18 protein-coding genes are annotated in these 19,674 nt (G+C 58.4%); 8 read left to right on the forward strand and 10 right to left on the reverse strand.

Annotated elements, in window-relative coordinates; all coding sequences use genetic code 11:
• Nucleotides 1-92 precede the first annotated feature (92 nt).
• Together rho and trxA are read right to left on the reverse strand one after the other, a co-directional pair.
• Complete coding sequence (gene rho, locus N7D90_RS23550) at nucleotides 93-1,352, reverse strand: transcription termination factor Rho (protein WP_048360574.1); 1,260 nt, start codon at nucleotides 1,350-1,352, stop codon at nucleotides 93-95.
• 233 nt (nucleotides 1,353-1,585) lie between these two features.
• Nucleotides 1,586-1,915: a thioredoxin TrxA gene (gene trxA, locus N7D90_RS23555; RefSeq protein ID WP_016783018.1), complete on the reverse strand. Its 330-nt coding sequence runs from the start codon at nucleotides 1,913-1,915 to the stop codon at nucleotides 1,586-1,588.
• Nucleotides 1,916-2,228: 313 nt separating this feature from the next.
• Between trxA and N7D90_RS23560 the strand changes: the two genes are divergently transcribed.
• The 5 genes from N7D90_RS23560 (at nucleotide 2,229) to ppx (ending at nucleotide 6,862) form a co-directional block, all read left to right on the forward strand.
• Nucleotides 2,229-3,014 carry a transporter substrate-binding domain-containing protein gene (locus tag N7D90_RS23560; protein ID WP_261740221.1) on the forward strand — a complete coding sequence of 262 codons (786 nt, stop codon included), beginning with the start codon at nucleotides 2,229-2,231 and terminating at the stop codon, nucleotides 3,012-3,014.
• A 21-nt stretch (nucleotides 3,015-3,035) separates the two neighbouring features.
• A complete protein-coding gene (locus tag N7D90_RS23565; RefSeq protein ID WP_261740222.1) occupies nucleotides 3,036-3,701 on the forward strand; it encodes an amino acid ABC transporter permease in 666 nt (221 codons plus the stop codon).
• Nucleotides 3,698-4,348 carry an amino acid ABC transporter permease gene (locus N7D90_RS23570; RefSeq protein ID WP_261742518.1) on the forward strand — a complete coding sequence of 217 codons (651 nt, stop codon included), beginning with the start codon at nucleotides 3,698-3,700 and terminating at the stop codon, nucleotides 4,346-4,348. The genes N7D90_RS23565 and N7D90_RS23570 overlap by 4 nt, the downstream gene beginning before the upstream one ends.
• A complete protein-coding gene (locus N7D90_RS23575; RefSeq protein WP_261740223.1) occupies nucleotides 4,335-5,060 on the forward strand; it encodes an amino acid ABC transporter ATP-binding protein in 726 nt (241 codons plus the stop codon). Before N7D90_RS23570 ends, N7D90_RS23575 begins: the two co-directional genes overlap by 14 nt.
• A 299-nt stretch (nucleotides 5,061-5,359) precedes the next feature.
• The gene (ppx, locus tag N7D90_RS23580; RefSeq protein ID WP_261740224.1) at nucleotides 5,360-6,862 is read left to right on the forward strand and encodes an exopolyphosphatase; all 1,503 of its coding nucleotides are present in this window, start codon (nucleotides 5,360-5,362) and stop codon (nucleotides 6,860-6,862) included.
• A 227-nt stretch (nucleotides 6,863-7,089) separates the two neighbouring features.
• On the opposite strand, the gene ppk1 is transcribed toward ppx, so the two are convergent.
• The gene (gene ppk1 / locus N7D90_RS23585) at nucleotides 7,090-9,327 is read right to left on the reverse strand and encodes a polyphosphate kinase 1 (protein ID WP_261740225.1); all 2,238 of its coding nucleotides are present in this window, start codon (nucleotides 9,325-9,327) and stop codon (nucleotides 7,090-7,092) included.
• 459 nt (nucleotides 9,328-9,786) lie between these two features.
• Here ppk1 and N7D90_RS23590 point away from each other — a divergent pair, with 459 nt between their 5' ends.
• Nucleotides 9,787-10,407 carry a DedA family protein gene (locus N7D90_RS23590; protein ID WP_261740226.1) on the forward strand — a complete coding sequence of 207 codons (621 nt, stop codon included), beginning with the start codon at nucleotides 9,787-9,789 and terminating at the stop codon, nucleotides 10,405-10,407.
• On the opposite strand, the gene N7D90_RS23595 is transcribed toward N7D90_RS23590, so the two are convergent.
• On the reverse strand, nucleotides 10,385-11,623 hold the full coding sequence (locus N7D90_RS23595; RefSeq protein WP_261740227.1) for a sterol desaturase family protein: 1,239 nt from the start codon (nucleotides 11,621-11,623) through the stop codon (nucleotides 10,385-10,387). The genes N7D90_RS23590 and N7D90_RS23595 overlap by 23 nt on opposite strands.
• A gap of 108 nt (nucleotides 11,624-11,731) precedes the next feature.
• Between N7D90_RS23595 and elbB the strand changes: the two genes are divergently transcribed.
• Nucleotides 11,732-12,397 (forward strand): isoprenoid biosynthesis glyoxalase ElbB, encoded by a 666-nt coding sequence (gene elbB / locus N7D90_RS23600; protein ID WP_261740228.1) that lies wholly within the window; start codon nucleotides 11,732-11,734, stop codon nucleotides 12,395-12,397.
• On the opposite strand, the gene N7D90_RS23605 is transcribed toward elbB, so the two are convergent.
• From N7D90_RS23605 to N7D90_RS23625, 5 genes are all read right to left on the reverse strand, one after another.
• Nucleotides 12,398-12,850 carry a YaiI/YqxD family protein gene (locus N7D90_RS23605; protein ID WP_019824452.1) on the reverse strand — a complete coding sequence of 151 codons (453 nt, stop codon included), beginning with the start codon at nucleotides 12,848-12,850 and terminating at the stop codon, nucleotides 12,398-12,400.
• A 110-nt stretch (nucleotides 12,851-12,960) separates the two neighbouring features.
• The gene (locus N7D90_RS23610) at nucleotides 12,961-14,856 is read right to left on the reverse strand and encodes a cytochrome c/FTR1 family iron permease (RefSeq protein WP_261740229.1); all 1,896 of its coding nucleotides are present in this window, start codon (nucleotides 14,854-14,856) and stop codon (nucleotides 12,961-12,963) included.
• A 66-nt stretch (nucleotides 14,857-14,922) separates the two neighbouring features.
• The gene (locus N7D90_RS23615) at nucleotides 14,923-15,555 is read right to left on the reverse strand and encodes a LysE family transporter (RefSeq protein ID WP_261740230.1); all 633 of its coding nucleotides are present in this window, start codon (nucleotides 15,553-15,555) and stop codon (nucleotides 14,923-14,925) included.
• A 187-nt stretch (nucleotides 15,556-15,742) separates the two neighbouring features.
• Nucleotides 15,743-16,300, reverse strand: a complete 558-nt coding sequence (locus N7D90_RS23620; RefSeq protein ID WP_261740231.1) for a mechanosensitive ion channel family protein — start codon at nucleotides 16,298-16,300, stop codon at nucleotides 15,743-15,745.
• Nucleotides 16,300-18,210, reverse strand: coding sequence for an ATP-binding cassette domain-containing protein (locus N7D90_RS23625; protein WP_261740232.1), 1,911 nt, complete (start codon nucleotides 18,208-18,210; stop codon nucleotides 16,300-16,302). The genes N7D90_RS23620 and N7D90_RS23625 overlap by 1 nt, the downstream gene beginning before the upstream one ends.
• 50 nt (nucleotides 18,211-18,260) lie before the next feature.
• On the opposite strand from N7D90_RS23625, the gene N7D90_RS23630 reads away from it, so the two are divergent.
• Entirely contained in the window at nucleotides 18,261-18,725 is a 465-nt protein-coding gene (locus N7D90_RS23630) for a TIGR02444 family protein (RefSeq protein WP_261740233.1), read from the forward strand.
• On the opposite strand, the gene N7D90_RS23635 is transcribed toward N7D90_RS23630, so the two are convergent.
• Nucleotides 18,722-19,618 carry an AlgP family protein gene (locus tag N7D90_RS23635; RefSeq protein ID WP_261740234.1) on the reverse strand — a complete coding sequence of 299 codons (897 nt, stop codon included), beginning with the start codon at nucleotides 19,616-19,618 and terminating at the stop codon, nucleotides 18,722-18,724. The genes N7D90_RS23630 and N7D90_RS23635 overlap by 4 nt on opposite strands.
• Nucleotides 19,619-19,674: the final 56 nt, after the last annotated feature.

A 19,674-nucleotide genomic window follows, 5' to 3' on the forward strand; every position in this document is an offset into this window, starting at 1 on the left:
GCCGTCTGTTCTGAAGGGAGAGCTGCCCGGATCAAAAAAGCTCAGACAGCAAAAAGCCGGGTTTCCCCGGCTTTTGCTTAGCCTGCGACGACTTACTTGCGCTTCATCGACAGGAAGAACTCATCGTTGGTCTTGGTCTGCTTCAGCTTGTCGATCAAGAACTCGATAGCTGCGACTTCGTCCATCGGGTGCAACAACTTGCGCAGGATCCACATGCGTTGCAACTCGTCGTCTGCGGTCAGCAACTCTTCGCGGCGGGTGCCGGAACGGTTGATGTTGATCGCAGGGAAGACGCGTTTTTCAGCGATTTTGCGGTCCAGAGGCAGTTCCATGTTACCGGTGCCTTTGAACTCTTCGTAGATCACTTCATCCATCTTCGAGCCGGTTTCAACCAGCGCGGTAGCGATGATGGTCAGCGAACCGCCTTCTTCGATGTTTCGCGCAGCACCGAAGAAACGCTTTGGCTTCTCAAGGGCGTGAGCATCGACACCACCGGTCAATACCTTGCCGGAGCTCGGGATTACGGTGTTGTAGGCACGGGCCAGACGCGTGATGGAGTCGAGCAGGATCACTACGTCTTTTTTGTGCTCGACCAGGCGCTTGGCCTTCTCGATCACCATTTCAGCAACCTGCACGTGGCGGGTTGGTGGCTCGTCGAAGGTGGAAGCAACCACTTCGCCGCGTACGGTACGCTGCATTTCGGTAACTTCTTCCGGGCGCTCGTCGATCAACAGAACGATCAAGTGCACTTCAGGGTTGTTACGCGAAATGTTCGACGCGATGTTCTGCAGCATGATGGTCTTGCCCGCTTTTGGCGGAGCAACGATCAGACCGCGCTGACCTTTACCGATCGGAGCACAGAGGTCGATGACACGACCGGTCAGATCTTCGGTGGAACCGTTACCGATTTCCATCTTCATGCGAATAGTCGGGAACAGCGGGGTCAAGTTCTCGAAGAGAATCTTGTTTTTCGCGTTCTCTGGACGATCGTAGTTGATCGTGTCGACTTTCAGCAGTGCGAAGTACCGCTCGCCTTCTTTTGGCGGACGGATTTTACCGACGATGGTGTCGCCAGTGCGCAAGTTGAAGCGTCGAATCTGGCTAGGCGAGACGTAGATATCGTCCGGGCCGGCCAGGTAAGAGGCGTCAGCGGAGCGCAGGAAGCCGAAGCCGTCCTGGAGAATCTCCAGCACGCCATCACCGGAGATTTCCTCGCCGCTTTTCGCGTGCTTTTTGAGCAGGGAGAAAATCACGTCCTGCTTGCGCGAACGGGCCATATTTTCTATGCCCATCTGTTCGGCCAATTCGAGCAGTTCGGTAATCGGCTTTTGCTTGAGTTCAGTCAGGTTCATATAGGAATGACGTAATCATTTATGGAGGGGGAAATTAAGCTTTTGGCTTAATGAGGCCGCGCCGCAGAGAAGGCGACAGGATCGCGTACTAATTCGATAAGGAGTGCGTCGGCGACGGCTTGCAGGGGGCAGTGGAGAAACCAGTGCGGGGCCGAATGTACCACTTGAGTTTCATAGCGTCTAGTCCTTGAGCCATGAAAAAGCCCCGCATTTAGCGGGGCTTTTATCGACGCTTAGATATTGGCGTCGAGGAATGCAGCCAACTGCGACTTCGACAGCGCACCAACCTTGGTGGCTTCGACGTTGCCGTTCTTGAACAGCATCAACGTAGGAATACCGCGTACGCCGTGCTTGGCAGGGGTTTCCTGGTTTTCATCAATGTTCAGCTTGGCAACAGTCAGCTTGCCTTTGTAAGTCTCTGCGATCTCGTCCAGAACCGGCGCGATCATTTTGCAAGGGCCACACCATTCAGCCCAGTAGTCGACCAGTACAGCGCCTTCAGCCTTGAGAACATCGGCCTCAAAGCTAGCGTCGGTGACGTGTTTAATAAGATCGCTGCTCATGGAAGTCTCCGTGGTTGTAAGCAAAAACGTAGCACATCATAGCTGTCATCCTCGCGTTCAGGAAGGTGAGGGACGATTGACTCTTACTATAGTGGTACATGAGTGCGGATATCGCCCGGGGCTTTTGTGCAAGCCCACCGAAGTGGCGCGCTCCATTGAGGTGCATAAATCTCAACTCTTTCGCACCATTGAGGCTCGTCAGGCTGCAAAACACCCCCAAATCTGGCATCTGACCCTCTGAAACGGCTGTTGGCATGGGCTGTGCTCTTCTACAAAACAGACACCACCGCCCGCCCGTTCCCGGAGAGTTGCCATGACCCAGCGTTACAGCGCCCTGATTTGCGCCTTGTTCGCCAGCCTGATGCTGAGCCAGGCCCCCGCTCACGCCAATGACCTTGATGATGTGATTGCCCGCGGTACGCTCAAGGTCGCAGTGCCGCAGGATTTTCCGCCCTTCGGTTCGGTCGGTCCTGACATGAAGCCCCGCGGACTGGATATCGACACCGCCAAATTGCTGGCCGACCAACTCAAGGTCAAGCTTGAACTGACACCTGTTAACAGCACCAACCGCGTGCCTTACCTGACTACCGGCAAAGTCGATGTGGTGATCTCCAGCCTGGGCAAAAACCCGGATCGTGAGAAAGTCATCGACTTCTCCCACGCTTACGCGCCGTTCTACCTCGGCGTGTTTGGTCCACCGGACGTCCAAATCAAGACTTTGGACGACCTCAAGGGCAAAACCATCAGCGTCACTCGGGGCGCTATCGAAGACATTGAGCTAACCAATGTGGCCCCGGCCGGTGTCACCATCAAACGCTTCGAAGACAACAACTCGACCATCGCCGCTTATCTGGCAGGCCAGGTGGATTTGATCGCCAGCGGCAACGTGGTGATGGTCACCATCAGCGAGCGCAACCCCAAGCGCATCCCGGCGATGAAACTCAAGCTCAAGGACTCGCCTGTCTACGTGGGCGTCAACAAGGGCCAGCCAGAGTTGCTGGACAAAGTGAACCAGATTCTCGCCACGGCCAAGGCTGACGGCAGCCTGGAAAAAAACGCGCTGCAGTGGCTTAAAGAGCCGTTGCCAGCCGACCTCTGATAGTTTGCGACGAGGTCAATCATGGCTTATCAGTTCGACTTTTTACCGGTGCTGCAAAACAGCGACCTGTTATTACGCGGAGCCCTGTTCACCCTGGAGCTGACGGCCATCGGCACGCTGCTTGGGGTCAGCCTGGGGATTGTCGGCGCAGTGATGCGGGCGTGGAATATTCGGCCATTTGCTGCGCTGTTCGGGCTGTATGTCGAGTTGATCCGCAACACACCGTTTCTGGTGCAGTTGTTCTTTATCTTCTTTGGCCTGCCGGGCCTGGGCGTGCATATCAGCGAATGGCAGGCCGCCGTACTGGCGATGGTGATCAACCTCGGTGCTTATTCCACGGAAATCATTCGCGCAGGCATTCAGGCGATCCCCAAAGGGCAGCTGGAAGCCGCAGCAGCCTTGGCCATGAGCCGATTTGAAGTGTTTCGCTACGTGGTGCTGCAACCGGCGCTGGCGAAGGTTTGGCCAGCGCTTAGCAGCCAGATCATCATCGTGATGCTCGGGTCGGCTGTCTGCTCACAAATTGCCACCGAAGAGCTGAGCTTCTTTGCCAATTTTATTCAGTCGCGCAACTTCCGGGCATTTGAAACCTATGCCCTGACGACCCTGATTTATCTGTGCATGGCCTTGCTGATCCGCCAGTTGCTGAACTGGGTCGGTCGCCGCTACCTGACCAGGAGCTGCTGATGGATTTCACCTTCTGGGACATCGTGCGCAATTTGCTGACGGGCTTGCAGTGGACCGCGGCCTTATCACTCGTCGCGTTTATCGGCGGCGGCCTGATCGGCTTGCTGGTGTTGCTGATGCGCATTTCCAAAAGCCGCTTCGCCCGCACCCTGGCACGCGGCTATATAGAGCTGTTTCAAGGCACTCCGTTGCTGATGCAGCTGTTTTTGATCTTCTTTGGCGTTGCGTTGCTGGGCATCGATATTTCGCCATGGATGGCCGCAGCACTGGCCCTGACATTGTTCACCAGTGCCTACCTGGCCGAGATCTGGCGCGGCTGCGTCGAGTCAATTGCCCACGGCCAGTGGGAGGCCTCAGCCAGCTTGGCCCTCAGCCCGCTTGAGCAATTGCGCTATGTGATCCTGCCGCAAGCCTTGCGTGTCGCCATCGCGCCGACCGTGGGCTTTTCGGTGCAAGTTATCAAAGGCACCGCCGTAACCTCGATCATCGGCTTCACCGAGCTGACCAAGACCGGCAGCATGCTGGCCAATGCCACTTTTGAGCCATTTATGGTCTATGGCCTGGTGGCGCTCGGTTATTTCCTTTTGTGCTACCCCCTGTCGCTCAGTGCGCGCTATTTGGAAAGGAGACTGCATGCCTCTGCTTAGAGTTACCGCCCTGCATAAATACTACGGCGACCACCATGTACTTAAAGGCATCGACCTGACCGTCGAACAGGGCCAAGTGGTCGCAATCATCGGTCGCAGCGGCTCGGGCAAGAGCACCCTGCTCAGAACCCTGAACGGGCTGGAGTCGATCAACGATGGGGTGATTGAAGTCGATAACGAATACCTGGACGCCGCGCGGGCCGACTTGCGCAGCCTGCGCCAGAAGGTCGGCATGGTATTTCAGCAGTTCAATCTATTCCCGCACCTGAGCGTGGGTGAAAACGTCATGCTCGCCCCGCAAGTGGTGCAAAAGGTCCCAAAAGCCAAGGCTGCCGAACTGGCACGCCAGATGCTGGAGCGGGTGGGGCTTGGCGACAAGTTCGATGCCTTCCCCGAGCGTCTGTCGGGCGGGCAACAGCAGCGGGTGGCGATTGCCAGGGCGCTGGCCATGTCACCCAAAGTGCTGCTGTGCGACGAGATTACCTCGGCGCTCGACCCGGAGTTGGTCAACGAAGTGCTCAGCGTGGTGCGCCAACTGGCTCGCGAAGGCATGACACTGATTATGGTGACCCACGAAATGCGTTTTGCCCGTGAAGTCGGTGACAAACTGGTGTTTATGCACCAAGGCAAAGTACATGAGGTGGGTGATCCAAAAGTGCTGTTTGCCAACCCGCAAACCCCGGAGCTGGCGAATTTTATCGGGACGCTGTAGAGACTCTGTAGCCGCTGACGAGGTACGAGGCTGCAATCGGCGACGAAGTCGTCGTAAAGTCAGGCTGCGCGGCGTGTCAGGTGCTCCCGAACTTCAGGATTTACGATTGCTTTGCGACCGATCGCAGCCTCGTACCTCGTCAGCGGCTACAGAAATCGGATCGCCTGAAAAGACGAGTTGTTCGATACCAACTAACGTCACTGCTTTCGTGCTTCATATCAATGCATCTGACATCACGCGTTGGCGCGAGCGTTTGATCGTGGCACGATGGCCAAGTTATCGACCGAGACCCCTCAACCATGCCCCAATCCCAAGCCAGGAATCCGTCCCTGATCGCCGCCATCGATCTGGGTTCTAACAGCTTTCACATGGTGGTGGCCAAGGCCCAGAACGGCGAAATCCGTATTCTTGAGCGTCTTGGTGAAAAGGTGCAGCTAGCTGCCGGCATCGACGAAGAACGCAAACTCACCGAAGAATCCATGCAGCGCGGGCTCGATTGCCTCAAGCGTTTCGCCCAGTTGATCAACGGCATGCCGTTGGGTGCTGTGCGGATTGTGGGCACCAACGCATTGCGTGAGGCGCGTAACCGCAACGAATTTATCGTGCGCGCCGAAGAGATTCTGGGCCACACCGTCGAAGTTATTTCCGGTCGTGAAGAAGCGCGCCTCATCTATCTGGGTGTTTCCCACACCCTCGCCGACACCCCGGGCAAACGCCTGGTGGCCGACATCGGCGGCGGCAGTACCGAATTCATCATTGGCCAGCGTTTTGAACCGCTGCTGCGCGAAAGCCTGCAGATGGGCTGTGTCAGCTTCACCCAGCGTTACTTTCGCGACGGCAAAATCACCCCGGCTCGCTACGCCCAGGCCTACACCGCGGCGCGTCTCGAGATCATGAGCATTGAACACGCTCTGCACCGTCTGACCTGGGATGAAGCCATTGGCTCCTCGGGCACCATTCGGGCAATTGGCCTGGCCCTCAAGGCCGGCGGTCATGGCAACGGCGAAGTGAACGCTGAAGGCCTGTCCTGGCTCAAGCGCAAGCTGTTCAAGCTGGGCGAAGTAGACAAGATCGACTTTGAAGGCATCAAGCCTGACCGTCGTGCCATCTTCCCGGCAGGGCTGGCGATCCTTGAAGCAGTGTTCGATGCGCTTGAATTGCAGCGCATGGATCACTGTGACGGCGCTCTGCGTGAAGGCGTGCTGTACGACCTGCTGGGGCGTCATCACCACGAAGACGTGCGTGAGCGCACGCTCAGCTCGCTGATGGACCGTTACCACGTCGACCGCGAGCAAGCAGCCCGGGTTGAACGCAAAGCCCTGCGCGCCTTTGACCAGGTGACCAAGTCGTGGGATTTGAAGGATGGTGTCTGGCGTGAGCTGCTGAGTTGGGCGGCCAAGGTGCATGAAGTGGGCCTGGACATTGCCCACTATCACTACCACAAGCACGGCGCCTACCTGATCGAGCACTCCGACCTTGCCGGTTTCTCACGCGAAGACCAGCAAATGCTCGCGCTGCTGGTACGCGGTCATCGACGTAATATTCCAAAAGACAAATTCGCCGAATTTGACGCAGACGGCATCAAGCTGATTCGCCTGTGCGTGCTGTTGCGCTTTGCGATCCTGTTCTACCACATCCGTGGCAACCAGGAAGCCTCGCAGGTCAAGCTGCGCGCCGAGGGCGATCACCTTGAAGTGATCTTCCCCGAAGGCTGGCTGGAACTGAACCCGCTGACCCAGGCCGACTTCGAGCAAGAAGCGCAATGGCTGACTCGGGTCGGGATTGTGCTGACGGTTTCCTGACCGCGTTTTGTAGCCGCTGCCTAAGACAGCAGCTACATGGCGAGCACAATACCTGTAGCAGTTGACGAGCAGTGCGAGGCTACGTCCGGTTGCGCAGCAGTCGTAAAACCATGCAGCCTTGATGTTTCAGCTACATCACGCCCACCGGGTTTACGACTGCTGCGCAGCCGAACGCAGCCTCGTTCCTTCGGCAGCTGCTACGAAGCTTGCTTACCTCGCTTCACCTGCTAAACCGACGGCCCGGTGCTGACTGCCAGTACCGGCAGGCTCAGGCGCTCAAGCAGCGTGGCTTGGGCGCTGCGCGGGTTCTGGTTGCCGGTTGGCGTATTGCGGATATAACGACCGTCCGACTGCAGGCTCCAGCTGTGGGTGTTGTCGGTCAGATAGCACTCCAGCTCTTTCTTGACCCGCAAAATCAGCTTTTTGCCCTCGACCGGGAAGCAGGTCTCGACGCGTTTATCGAGGTTGCGCTCCATCCAGTCAGCACTCGACAGGAACATCTGCTCTTCGCCACCATTGAGGAAGTAGAACACCCGCGTGTGCTCCAGGAAGCGGCCAATGATCGAGCGCACATGGATATTGTGCGAAACACCTGGAATCCCTGGCCGCAAGCAGCACATCCCACGCACGATCAAATCAATTCGCACGCCGGACTGGCTGGCCTTGTACAGCGCCCGAATAATTTTCGGGTCGGTCAGCGAGTTGAACTTGGCGATGATGTGCGCCGGCTTGCCTTCAACGGCAAACTGGGTTTCACGGGCAATCATGTCGAGCATGCCCTTTTTCAACGTAAACGGCGCGTGCAGCAGCTTCTTCATGCGCAGGGTTTTGCCCATGCCGATCAACTGGCTGAACAACTTGCCGACGTCTTCACACAGCGCATCGTCGGAGGTCAGCAGGCTGTAGTCGGTGTAGAGCTTGGCGTTGCCCGCGTGATAGTTGCCGGTACCCAGGTGCGCATAACGCACGATCTCCCCCGCCTCTCGGCGCAGGATCAGCATCATCTTGGCGTGGGTCTTGAAGCCGACCACACCATAGATCACCACCGCACCGGCCGCTTGCAAACGGCTGGCCAGTTGCAGGTTGGACTCTTCGTCAAAACGCGCACGCAGCTCGATCACTACGGTCACTTCCTTGCCGTTACGCGCTGCATCCACCAGCGCATCCACGATTTCAGAGTTGGCGCCGCTGCGGTACAAGGTCTGGCGTACTGCCAATACATGCGGGTCTTTGGCCGCCTGGCGCAGCAAATCAACGACCGGGGTAAACGATTCGAACGGGTGCAGCAGCAAAATGTCCTGCTTGCTGACCACGCTGAAAATATTTTCGCTGTTCTGCAACAGCTTCGGGATAGCCGGGGTGAACGGCGTGTATTGCAGCTCCGGGTGGCTGTCGAGCCCCGTGATACTAAACAGACGCGTCAGGTTCACCGGGCCATTGACCTGATACAACTCGGTTTCGTGCAGGCTGAACTGCTTGAGCAGGTAGTCCGACAGGTGTTTAGGGCAGGTATCGGCGACTTCCAGGCGCACGGCATCGCCGTAGCGACGTGAAAACAGCTCACCACGCAGGGCGCGGGCAAGGTCTTCTACATCTTCGGTATCGACCGCCAGGTCGGCGTTACGGGTCAGACGGAACTGGTAGCAACCTTTTACCTTCATGCCCTGAAACAGGTCATCCGCATGGGCGTGAATCATCGACGACAGGAACACATAGTTGTCCCCTGCACCGCCGACCTCTTCTGGCAGCCTGATAACCCGTGGCAGCAGACGTGGTGCCGGGATGATCGCCAGGCCCGAATCGCGGCCAAAGGCATCGATGCCTTCAAGCTCAACGATAAAGTTCAAGCTCTTGTTCACCAGCAACGGGAACGGGTGGGTCGGGTCCAGGCCAATCGGGGTGATGATCGGCGCGATTTCGTCGCGGAAGAACTTGCGTACCCACGCCTTGATCTTGGTGTTCCAGTGCCGACGACGAATAAAGCGCACCTGATGCTTTTCAAGCTCGGGCAACAGAATGTCGTTGAGGATCGCGTATTGGCGATCAACATGGCCGTGGACCAATTCACTAATGCGAGCCAGCGCCTGATGTGGCTGCAAGCCATCAGCACCGGCCTGTTCACGGGCGAAGGTAATTTGCTTTTTCAGACCCGCGACTCTGATCTCAAAAAACTCATCCAGGTTGCTGGAAAAAATCAGCAGAAACTTCAATCGCTCAAGCAGCGGATAGGACTCATCCAGCGCTTGTTCCAGCACTCGAATATTGAACTGTAATTGCGACAGTTCACGATGGATATACAGGCTGCTGTCATCAAGGCCAGGAACGACAATCGTCGGATGCACCGCCGCGTGCGTTTCAGCCGCAGCAGGCGCCGGACCTTGCGATACAGGCGGGGTTTCAGGAACTGGCTCGGCAATCGGCTGAGCTTCAGTGGCAACGAGTTCTGCAAGTCCTTCGGTATTCATTGAATGTTCCTGTAAGAGCGGGTTTGACTCTCGTAACAGTTAAGCGGCGCCGCCAGTCAAGTTGCCAGAATGCCATCAACGCTTGTGGGTTTAAACCGCTCAGAGGCGCTTTATGCGGGCTAGAGCCTGATTAGAGGATCAATTGTTGAGTTTGTTCTGACGTCCGTCCCCTGTAGTCGCTGCCGAAGGCTGCGATGGGGCGCGTAGCAACCCCATCACGTCGAAGTCCCTGCAGACCTGATCGCAGCCTTTGGCAGCCGCTACACCGGGTGACAACGGGCAGCAATTACGCGCGCGCACCTTTATAGCTCCTCGTCATGAACACTAGATGACAACACTAATGATGTAAGTCAAATACACATGATTTGTAGGAATTGTTAACGACAAGACACAGTTCGATACTTTCCTGAACGTCCCTTAAGGCGTAGGCTGCGCGTTCATTTCGCCAGCATCCAGACAATGCTCCAACAATTTCTTCAAGAATTTGGCTACTTCGCCCTGTTTCTAGGGACGTTCTTTGAAGGTGAGACCATCCTGGTTCTCGCAGGCTTCTTGGCGTTCCGCGGATACATGGACCTCAAACTGGTCATGATCGTGGCGTTCCTCGGCAGTTATGCCGGCGACCAGCTGTGGTACTTCCTGGGGCGTAAGCACGGCCGCAAACTGTTGGCGCGTAAACCGCGCTGGCAACTTTTGGGCGACAAGGCACTGGAGCACATTCGCAAGCACCCGGATATCTGGGTCTTGAGTTTCCGCTTCGTCTACGGCCTGCGTACCGTCATGCCTGTAGCCATTGGTCTGTCAGGCTACCCGCCGGGCCGCTACTTGCTGCTTAACGGCATTGGCGCTGCGATTTGGGCTATCGCGCTGGCGACCGCCGCCTACCATTTTGGCGCCGTGCTCGAAGGCTTGCTGGGCAACGTCAAGAAATATGAGCTGTGGGTGCTCGGTGGATTGCTGCTGATCGGTCTGTGCCTGTGGGCCCGTCGCCGCTTCAAAAATGCGCGTCAGGCCAAACAGACCGCACTCGAAGAGAAGAGCAAGAGCACCACCGAGATCAGCAACCCGCCAGCTGAGTGATGCGGTTTCTGCACATGTACAGCCCCATCACACTCAGCGCCGTGTAACTGAACAGGCCGATCCAGCCCAAAGCGCTGGACGGCCACAGCCCCACCCAAGGGGCCAGCCACACCAGTGGCACGTTCAGCGCCAGGCGCAGCCACTCAAGCTTCAGTGCCCAAGGCCGGTTTTCCAGGCTGGCGCCCAATACAAACAATCCCAACGCCATATAGCCCCAACCCAGGATCAGAGCAGGGGTCGGCAACGTCTCGCCCAGGTTCAGCAAATAACTGCCCAGCGCTACATACACCACAAATTGCATCGCGATATACAGCTGTTGGCGCAGCGCCAATGGCACCTCGAATTTTACAAACTGGCTCAGGTCCGGCTTGTTCATCGGGTACTTCGCCGCCACATCCGCGGGGCGCCAGCCCGTGGGCATAAACCAGATCCGCAGCTTGTCCCACCAGCGCTCGGTGCGCCGCGCATCGGCCAGTAACTGACCGTAAAACTGCCAGTTGGCCCAGAGCGGATTCCAGCTTTGCAACGGGGTGGTCACACCGAAAATCACCGGTTCGGCGTCATCCTCTTCCTGAAAGGTGCCAAACAAACGATCCCAGACAATGAACACCCCGCCGTAATTGCGATCCATGTAGAGAGCATTCTGCGCATGGTGAGCCCGATGATTGGAAGGCGTCACAAAGAACCACTCGAACCAGCCCAGCTTGGGCACATGGCGGGTATGGACCCAAAATTGATAGAGCAAGTTAAGGGTCGCCACCGTGACAAACACCAGCAACGGCACGCCCAACAACGCCATCGGCAGGTAAAAGATCCAGCCAAATATAAACCCGGTACTGGTTTGGCGCAGGGCTGTGGACAAGTTGTAGTCTTCGCTCTGGTGATGCACCGAATGCGCCGCCCACAGCACGTTGCGCTCATGCCCAAGGCGGTGGTGCCAGTAGTAGCAGAAGTCATAAAACACGAAAGCAAACAGCCAGACCCACAGGCTGTCCTCAGGCAGTTGCAGCAACGCCACATACTTCAGCGCCAGGGCGTAGGTGATCAGGCCCACGCCCTTGGTCAGCAACCCGGTCGTGGTCGACAGCACTCCCGCGCTCAGGCTGCTGATGGTGTCTGCCAGGCGATAGGTACGCATCCCGCGCCAGCGGTCGGCCAGCAGCTCGACAGCAATCAGCACAAAGAAAAACGGCACTGCATACAAAATCAGCTTCATGGCACACCCCGACCGACGATCCATCAAGCGTAGGCGCACTTCCTGCGAAACCCTATGGCATCAAGCGCCAAATCAGGCGACATTAACGCCATGAACAAGGAGACCAACATGACCACAAAAAAAGTTGCCGTCATTCTTTCGGGCTGCGGCGTCTATGACGGTGCCGAGATCCACGAAAGCGTCATCACCCTGCTGCGCCTCGATCAGCGTGGCGCCAAAGTGCAATGTTTTGCCCCCGACATTGCGCAACTTCACGTCATCAACCACCTGACCGGCGAACAAATGCCCGAAACGCGCAACGTGCTGGTGGAATCGGCGCGTATTGCCAGGGGTGAGATCAAGGATGTTCGCGAAGCCCGAGTCGAAGACTTTGACGCCCTGATCGTGCCGGGCGGGTTTGGTGCAGCCAAAAACCTCTCCAGCTTTGCCACTGAAGGCGCCGCGTGCTCGGTCCAGGCAGACGTTTTGAGCCTGGCCGAAGCCTTTGCACAAGCGTGCAAACCTATTGGCCTGATGTGTATTTCTCCCGCCATCGCCGCCAAGATTTATGGCCCGGGGGTGATCTGCACCATCGGTACAGACGCGGATACCGCTGCGGCCGTGACCAAAATGGGCGGCACCCACGAAGACTGCGAAGTGTCGGAGATTGTCGAAGACAAGGCCCGCAAACTGGTCAGCACCCCGGCCTATATGCTTGCCAAATCCATCAGCGAAGCAGCGGCCGGGATCAACAAGATGGTTGACCGCGTGCTGGAGTTGACGCAAAAAGCCTGATCAGCCCCGCGCCAGCCGGGTCAGGATGCGGTCCAGGGCATTGGCGAACGCCTGCTTTTCACGTTCGCCATAGGCACCCTGCCCGCCGCTCACCTGGCCCTGCTCGCGCAGATCGGTGAACAGATTGCGCACCGCCAGCCGCTCGCCCATGTTCTGCGGGTCAAACTCCTTGCCCCGCGGGTCCAGCGCCGCCACTCCCTTCTTGACCAGCCGATCAGCCAGCGGCACATCGCTGCAAATCACCAGTTCACCGGGCACTGCGTGCTCCACCAAATAGTCATCCGCCGCATCCGGGCCACTGGGCACCACAATCAGTTTAACCAGCGCATAAGTCGGTTTGATCTGACTCTGGCCTGCCACCAGTACGACCTCAAATTGACGCTTGAGGGCGAACTTGATGACTTGATCCTTCGCTGCCTTGGGGCAAGCGTCTGCGTCGATCCAGACACGCATGGGGATAACTCCTGAACAGTGAAGGCTACAGAAAACTTCAACCGTGGGAGCGAGCCTGCTCGCGAACGACCTTCGCGAGCAGGATCGCTCCCACCGGGGTTGCTATAAGGTCAGGCCTGCACCCGGCGCTTTTCCGCCAACTTGCTGCGGCTATACAGCACGATAATTGCCAGGATCGCCACGGCCTGCGCACCCAGCGAGTAGGCATCCGCGTGAATACCCAGCCACTCGAAGTCGAAGAACGCCACAGGGCGCGTACCGAAAATACCGGCCTCTTGCAGCGCTTTTACGCCATGCCCGGCGAATACTACCGACAGCGCGCAGAGCAGCGCCGCATTGATGCCGAAAAATAGCGCCAATGGCAGCTTGGCCGAGCCACGCAGGATGATCCACGCCAGGCCCATCAGCAATACCAAAGCCGTGGCGCCGCCCGCCAGTACAGCGTTGTGCCCGGCCGGGCCTGCTTGCAGCCACAGGGTTTCGTAGAACAGGATCACTTCGAACAGTTCGCGGTATACCGAGAAGAACGCCAGGATCGCGAAGCCAAAGCGTCCGCCGCCGCTGACCAGACTGCTTTTGATGTAGTCCTGCCATGCTGCCGCGTGACGCCGGTCGTGCATCCACACGCCCAGCCACAACACCATGACGCTGGCGAACAAAGCGGTGCAGCCTTCAAGCAATTCACGCTGAGCACCGCTGACGTCGATCACATAGGCGGCCAGCGCCCATGTCGCAAGACCGGCAACCAAGGCCAACCCCCAACCGATATTGACGCTACGCACAGCCGATTGCTGGCCGGTGTTACGCAGGAATGCGAGGATCGCGGCCAGTACCAGAATCGCTTCCAGGCCTTCGCGCAGCAAAATCAGCAGGCCCGAGATATAGCTCAAGGTCCAGCTCAAGCCATCGTCGCCCAACAGCCCCGCAGACGCTTTGAGCAAGGTTTTGGCGGTGTCCAGACGTTGCTCGACTTGCTCGATTGGCAACCCGTCCTGCAGCGATTGCCGATAAGCCATCAAGGCTTTCTCGGTGTTTTTACGCACGTTGGCGTCGACGTTATCCAGCGAGCTTTCTACCAGCTCAAACCCTTCGAGATAAGCCGCAACCGACAGGTCGTAGGCTTGCTCACGGTCACCCGCGCGGTAGGCTGCAAGGCTTTTGTCGAGGGTGGCACTGGTGTAGTCAAGCAACTGCGCCGGGCCGCGTTTGACTTGCGGCGGCTGCGCCCGCTGGGCACGGAAAGTCGCTGTCGCCTCGGGGCCTTCAGCCGCCAGCACTTCATTCGGGGTTTGGCGGGCAAGGTCCGCCAGGTTGTAGGTTTTGTCGGCCCTGGACGCCGTCGGATCGTTACTCAAGCCTGCGATGTAGGTGGCCAAGTCCCAGCGCTGGCGCTCGTCCAGCTGATCGGCGAACGAGGGCATGTCGGTGCCCTCAACGCCCAGACCCAGGGTGTTGTAGATCGCGTAGAGGCTCAGCCGGTCCAGACGCTGCGCGTCGCGCAGGTTTGCCGGAGGCGGTGTCATACCGACACCCGCGGGGCCATCACCGGCGCCGGTTTCACCGTGGCACACCGAGCAATTTTGGGCGTAGAGCGGCGCGCCGCGGGTAGGGTCTGGGGTAATCGCGGGGGCTTGACTGACCTCGTAGGCCACGGCCAGCTTGGCGCCGAGCTGGCGCGCGGCACGGGCAACGGCGACGCCGTCTTCACGCTGTTCGATGGCAGTGTGCAAGGCACTCACGCCTTGCACCAGCTCGTCACGCTCAGGGCGCTGCGGCAAATCAGCGATCAGCCCTTTGAGCACAACCAGAAATTCGAGTTGCTCGCGGTATTCGGTCTCGTCGATGACCTTGCCGCTTTCAACCGTAGGCGGGTAGTCCGCACCAATGTAGTCAATTAAGTGAAGCGCCTGTGAGGCACCTTCCGGGGCGTTGGCAGAAGCAGCAAGGCTGCACAACGCGAGCACGGGCAGCAGTAGCCATGCCAAAAAACGCGAGCGGGCGGTCATCGATCAATCCGAATGGAAATGAGAAGTAACACATTGTTCACTTCCCATCACCCCGACTCAAGGCCTTTAGGTTGTTGAGCGATGCAGCGTTGCCAGAAAACCCGCCGCGCCGACAAACAAACCGGCAAAAGTGCGATTCATGCGCTGCTGTTGTTTGGGAGTGCGCAGCAGACGCAGGACCTTGGACGCCAAGCCGGTGTAGCCAGCCATAACAATCAGGTCAACGCAGATCATGGTCACGCCCAGCGTCAGGTATTGGGACACCAGCGGCTCTGCGGGATTTACGAACTGCGGCAAGACGGCGAGCATGAACACCAGCGCCTTGGGGTTGCTGACGTTGACCAGAAAGCCACGAAATATCAGCGCCAGCGGTTTGCCGATGGGCCGTACGGCGGCGTCATCGCTGAGGTCAGCTGGCAGCGCACGCCATTGTTTGACCGCGAGGTAGACGAGGTAGGCCACACCAAACCATTTGATCGCATAGAAGGCGGTGGATGAGGCCGCGAGCACTGCGCCTACACCCGCGGCGACAATCGCGATCTGCAGCGCCAGGCCCAGTTGCAGGCCCAATGCATTCCAGTAACCGCGCCAGAAACCGTATTGCAGGCCACACGACATCGAGGCAATTGCACCCGCGCCGGGGGACAGGCTGATAACCCAACAGGCAGCAAAAAAGGCCAACCACGTTTCCAACGACATCGCACACCTCGGACAAAATCTGTAACAAGTCCTTAAGCTAATGCGTTGGTTGAAAATTGACCACTACTTTTTGTAGCCGCTACCGCAGGCTGCGATGGGTTGCGATGGGTTGCGAAGCGACCCTCTTGAAGGTCCTTCGGCACTTATCGCAGGCTGCGGCAACGGCTACAGATGGGGCGTAGTACTATTAAAGGTCGCCTTCACGCCAGCGGCGAACCGAGCGTTGGAAGAACAGACTGTTGGGGACTTGCACCATGCTGCTGCCGCTACCCGCTTCAGCGGGCTCGATCAGAGTGGTGTAAAGCAGGTTGATGGCCACGACCCGGCCTTTGACGCCCGGCTTGTCGAGCGTGTCGAGCAGCTCCACCACATCACCAATGCGAAACGGCCCCACGGTGAAGATCAGCACTGCGCAGAGCAGGTTGGAGAGCACGCTCCACATGGCGAAGAAGGCGATTGCCGCCACCGCCACAAAGCCCGAAAGCGCCGTCCACAATACCGTGGCAGAGACGCCAAGACGCTCCAGGACGACAATCACCGCACTGCCCATGATGAACCAGCGCAAACCGCCCCGCAGCGGCATCATCAACTGCGGCGGGAACGGGTAACGCTGACCTAGGCGAGTAAGGAAACGGGCCACGACGCGCTGAGAAAAATAGCCCGCCAACAGAATCAGCAGAATCTGCAAGCCGATCCACAGCGGTGCGATCAGTTCGGCGGGCAGCGGTAAATGCAGGGCCTCCATCAGGACAGGGCTTCCAGTTCTGCCTGCATGGATTCAAGCAGTTCCAGAGCTTCCATCCAGCGCTCTTCCAGCTGACCTTCGAGCACTTTGAGCTTTGCCTGCTCAGCCAGCAGATCACGCAATTCGTCTTTGCGCGCCGCCTCGTAAACCGCGCTGTCACCGAGGCTGGTTTCGATCTTGGCCAGCTTTTCGTTGACCTTGCCCAGTTCGCTTTCGAGCTTGTCGGCTTCACGCTTGTGCGGAGCCAATTGCTGACGCAACGCAGCAGCAGCCTGACGCTGAGCCTTTTTATCAGTTTTGTCAGGGTTGACCGGCGTGTTGCTTGCCGGCGCATTGCGCAAACGATAGTCCGCCAGCCAGCGCGCATAGTCTTCGAGGTCGCCGTCGAATTCCTGCACCTTGCCGTCGGCCACCAACAGGAATTCATCCGTGGTGCTTTTGAGCAAATGGCGATCGTGAGACACCACCAAAACTGCACCACTGAACTCTTGCAACGCCATGGTCAGCGCCAGACGCATTTCGAGGTCAAGGTGGTTGGTCGGTTCGTCGAGCAGCAGCAGGTTCGGTCGGCCCCAGGCGATCAACGCAAGCGCCAGACGGGCTTTTTCGCCACCGGAGAAATTCAGCACCGGCTCGTCGATACGCGCACCGCGGAAGTCGAAGCCACCGAGGAAGTCGCGCAGGGTCTGTTCACGTTCAGCCGGAGCCAAACGCTGCATGTGCAGCAAGGGGCTGGCCTTGGAGTCCAGCGAGTCGAGCTGATGCTGGGCGAAGTAGCCAACCACCAGGTTTTCACCCCGGGCCAGACGACCTGAGAGCGGCTCCAGCTCGCCGGCAAGGTTTTTGATCAGGGTCGACTTACCCGCGCCGTTTGGCCCAAGCAAACCGATACGGGCGCCGGGAACCAGTTGCAGCTTGACCTTTTCCAGGATGGTTTTGTCGCCATAACCCAGACGCGCATCGGACAAGTCGAGCAACGGGCTGGAGAGTTTGACTGCTTCGCGGAACACGAAGTCGAACGGCGAATCCACATGGGCCGCGCTCAGTTCTTCCATGCGCTCCAGGGCCTTGATCCGGCTTTGCGCCTGACGGGCCTTGGTGGCCTGGGCCTTGAAGCGGGCAATGTAGCTTTCCATGTGCGCACGTTGCGCCTGTTGCTTTTCGTAGGCCTGCTGTTGCTGGGCCAGACGTTCGGCACGGGCACGTTCAAACGCGCTGTAACCACCGCGATAGAGGGTGATTTTACGTTGATCGACGTGGGCAATGTTGTCGACCACGGCGTCGAGAAAGTCCCGATCGTGAGAAATCAACAGCAAGGTGCCGGGGTAATTTTTGAGGAAATCTTCCAGCCAAAGAATGGCGTCGAGATCCAAGTGGTTGGTCGGCTCATCGAGCAGCAGCAGATCCGACGGACACATCAGGGCTTGCGCCAGGTTCAGGCGCATCCGCCAGCCGCCGGAGAAGTCGGCAACCGGACGGTCCATTTGTTCGTTGGTGAAACCCAGACCGGCGAGCATTTTGCGCGCCCGCGCATCGGCGGTATAACCGTCGGCGCTGTCCAGCTCGGAGTGCAGGCGCGCTTGCGCAGCACCGTCCTCGTCAGCCTCGGCCTTGGCCAGATCGGCTTGCACTTGGCGCAAGCGCAGGTCGCCATCGAGCACGTAATCGATCGCGATGCGGTCGAGGGTGTCGATTTCTTGTCGCATGTGGGCAATCCGCCAGTCGGCCGGGAGCAGACAATCCCCGGAATCAGGCGTCAACTCACCCAGCAGCAAGGCGAACAAAGTGGATTTACCGGCGCCATTGGCACCGACCAGACCGGCTTTGTGGCCGGCGTGCAGGATCAGCTCGGCGTCTTCTAGCAGACGTTGCGGGCCACGCTGTAAAGTCAGGTTCAGAAGTCGGATCATAATGGCGGCGGAGTCTACCAGCTTCCCTCTCAACTGGCGCGAATTGCACTATGCAGACTGACCTGTGGAATTACTGTTTGAACCTCTACGCCCGCCCCGGCGTGGAACAGGCGTGCTTGCACTTGCAAGGCCAGGGCCTGGATGTGTGCCTGCTGCTGTGCGCAGCCTGGCTGGAGCAGCGTGCGGTGGCCTGCGACGAGAGACGGGTTGCGCAATTAAAGGCCTGTGCCGGGCCCTGGCAGCGCGAGGTGGTGCAACCGTTGAGACAACTGCGCACAGACTGGCGTGAAGCGGCCACACACGATGATACGCTGGCAGCGTTGCGCGCGCAGATCAAGTCTTTGGAACTGGAGGCGGAGCGGACATTGTTGCGGCGCCTGGAGTCGGTGACTCAGGGCTGGCCGTCAGCTCAATCGCAAGAGGCTTGCGATTGGCTGCAGAGGGTGGCGTACGATGCCGTCCACCCTGATTGCGACGCGCTGCATCAACTGCGCGCCGCAATCAACCTCGCTTAAGAAGCGCTGGCTGGGGTGGTAGCCGAGTTTGTGACGGCTGCCGGGGTTGGCGCAGGGGCAGCAGCAGGCGTGGCAGCTACGGGGGCCACGGCAGGCTTGGCGGCTGGTTTTGCTGCAGCGGGTCTTTTCACGGCCGGTTTGGCTGCGACTTTTACCGCAGGTTTAGCTGCGACAGGCTTGGCAGCGGGTTTGGCAGCCGCTGTTTTAGCCGCAGGTTTTACCGGGGCTTTAACTGGCGCTTTTACGGGAGCCTTGGCGGGCGCTTTGGCCGCTACCGGCTTAGCTGCTGCGGGCTTGGCGACAGGTTTGGCTGCAGCAGTTTTAGCCGCTGCTGGCTTGGCCGCCGGAGCCTTTGCCGCAACCGGTTTTGCCGTGCGGGCTGCTGCCGGTTTTTGCGCTGGCGCTTTGGCGGCAGGTTTGGCGGCTGCTTTTGCCGGGGCTTTAGCAACTGCTTTGGCTGCAGGTTTTTTCGCCGCTGGAGCAGGCTTGGCATCACGCGTGGATAACGCTTTGCCTACCGCCTCTTTGACACGACCAATGCCCTGGGCCAACTTCAGGCTTTCTTGAGCATCGCGCTTGAGTTGCAGGATATAAGTGCGCGTTTCGGTTTGACGGTCTTTGAGCGAATCGAGCAGTTGCTCAAGCTCTTTAACGCCAGACTTGGCCTTGGCCTGAGCCTTGGATTTGCCAGCGTTGGCTGCGTCTTGCAGTTTGGCGCGAGACTTGTGCAGTTTTTCCTGAGCTTTACCGCGCTGCTTCTCAAGTTTGGCGAGCAGTTTCTCAGCATCAGCCAACGCTTGGGAGCAAGCGTTTTCCAAATGCTCAAGCAGACTGCCTGAGAGTTGTTGGAGCAAGTGCAACGGCGTATTTACGGGCTTCTTATTGGCCGACATGGTTTACCTCCTGGCTGAAGTGAGTGCGGCTCATACTAGACCTCTGCAACTACCGC

The organism is Pseudomonas fragi (assembly GCF_025426255.1).
Taxonomy (GTDB): domain Bacteria; phylum Pseudomonadota; class Gammaproteobacteria; order Pseudomonadales; family Pseudomonadaceae; genus Aquipseudomonas; species Aquipseudomonas kulmbachensis.

Bases quoted from the DNA above. Each gene is read 5' to 3' on its own strand.
- N7D90_RS23595 (WP_261740227.1), bottom strand. From the start codon at position 11,623: ATGAAGCTGATTTTGTATGCAGTGCCGTTTTTCTTTGTGCTGATTGCT.
- N7D90_RS23610 (WP_261740229.1), bottom strand. From the start codon at position 14,856: ATGACCGCCCGCTCGCGTTTTTTGGCATGGCTACTGCTGCCCGTGCTC.
- ppk1 (WP_261740225.1), bottom strand. From the start codon at position 9,327: ATGAATACCGAAGGACTTGCAGAACTCGTTGCCACTGAAGCTCAGCCG.
- N7D90_RS23575 (WP_261740223.1), top strand. From the start codon at position 4,335: ATGCCTCTGCTTAGAGTTACCGCCCTGCATAAATACTACGGCGACCAC.
- N7D90_RS23590 (WP_261740226.1), top strand. From the start codon at position 9,787: ATGCTCCAACAATTTCTTCAAGAATTTGGCTACTTCGCCCTGTTTCTA.
- N7D90_RS23630 (WP_261740233.1), top strand. From the start codon at position 18,261: ATGCAGACTGACCTGTGGAATTACTGTTTGAACCTCTACGCCCGCCCC.
- N7D90_RS23620 (WP_261740231.1), bottom strand. From the start codon at position 16,300: ATGGAGGCCCTGCATTTACCGCTGCCCGCCGAACTGATCGCACCGCTG.
- N7D90_RS23615 (WP_261740230.1), bottom strand. From the start codon at position 15,555: ATGTCGTTGGAAACGTGGTTGGCCTTTTTTGCTGCCTGTTGGGTTATC.
- rho (WP_048360574.1), bottom strand. From the start codon at position 1,352: ATGAACCTGACTGAACTCAAGCAAAAGCCGATTACCGAACTGCTCGAA.
- elbB (WP_261740228.1), top strand. From the start codon at position 11,732: ATGACCACAAAAAAAGTTGCCGTCATTCTTTCGGGCTGCGGCGTCTAT.
- N7D90_RS23560 (WP_261740221.1), top strand. From the start codon at position 2,229: ATGACCCAGCGTTACAGCGCCCTGATTTGCGCCTTGTTCGCCAGCCTG.
- N7D90_RS23625 (WP_261740232.1), bottom strand. From the start codon at position 18,210: ATGATCCGACTTCTGAACCTGACTTTACAGCGTGGCCCGCAACGTCTG.
- trxA (WP_016783018.1), bottom strand. From the start codon at position 1,915: ATGAGCAGCGATCTTATTAAACACGTCACCGACGCTAGCTTTGAGGCC.
- N7D90_RS23635 (WP_261740234.1), bottom strand. From the start codon at position 19,618: ATGTCGGCCAATAAGAAGCCCGTAAATACGCCGTTGCACTTGCTCCAA.
- ppx (WP_261740224.1), top strand. From the start codon at position 5,360: ATGCCCCAATCCCAAGCCAGGAATCCGTCCCTGATCGCCGCCATCGAT.
- N7D90_RS23565 (WP_261740222.1), top strand. From the start codon at position 3,036: ATGGCTTATCAGTTCGACTTTTTACCGGTGCTGCAAAACAGCGACCTG.
- N7D90_RS23605 (WP_019824452.1), bottom strand. From the start codon at position 12,850: ATGCGTGTCTGGATCGACGCAGACGCTTGCCCCAAGGCAGCGAAGGAT.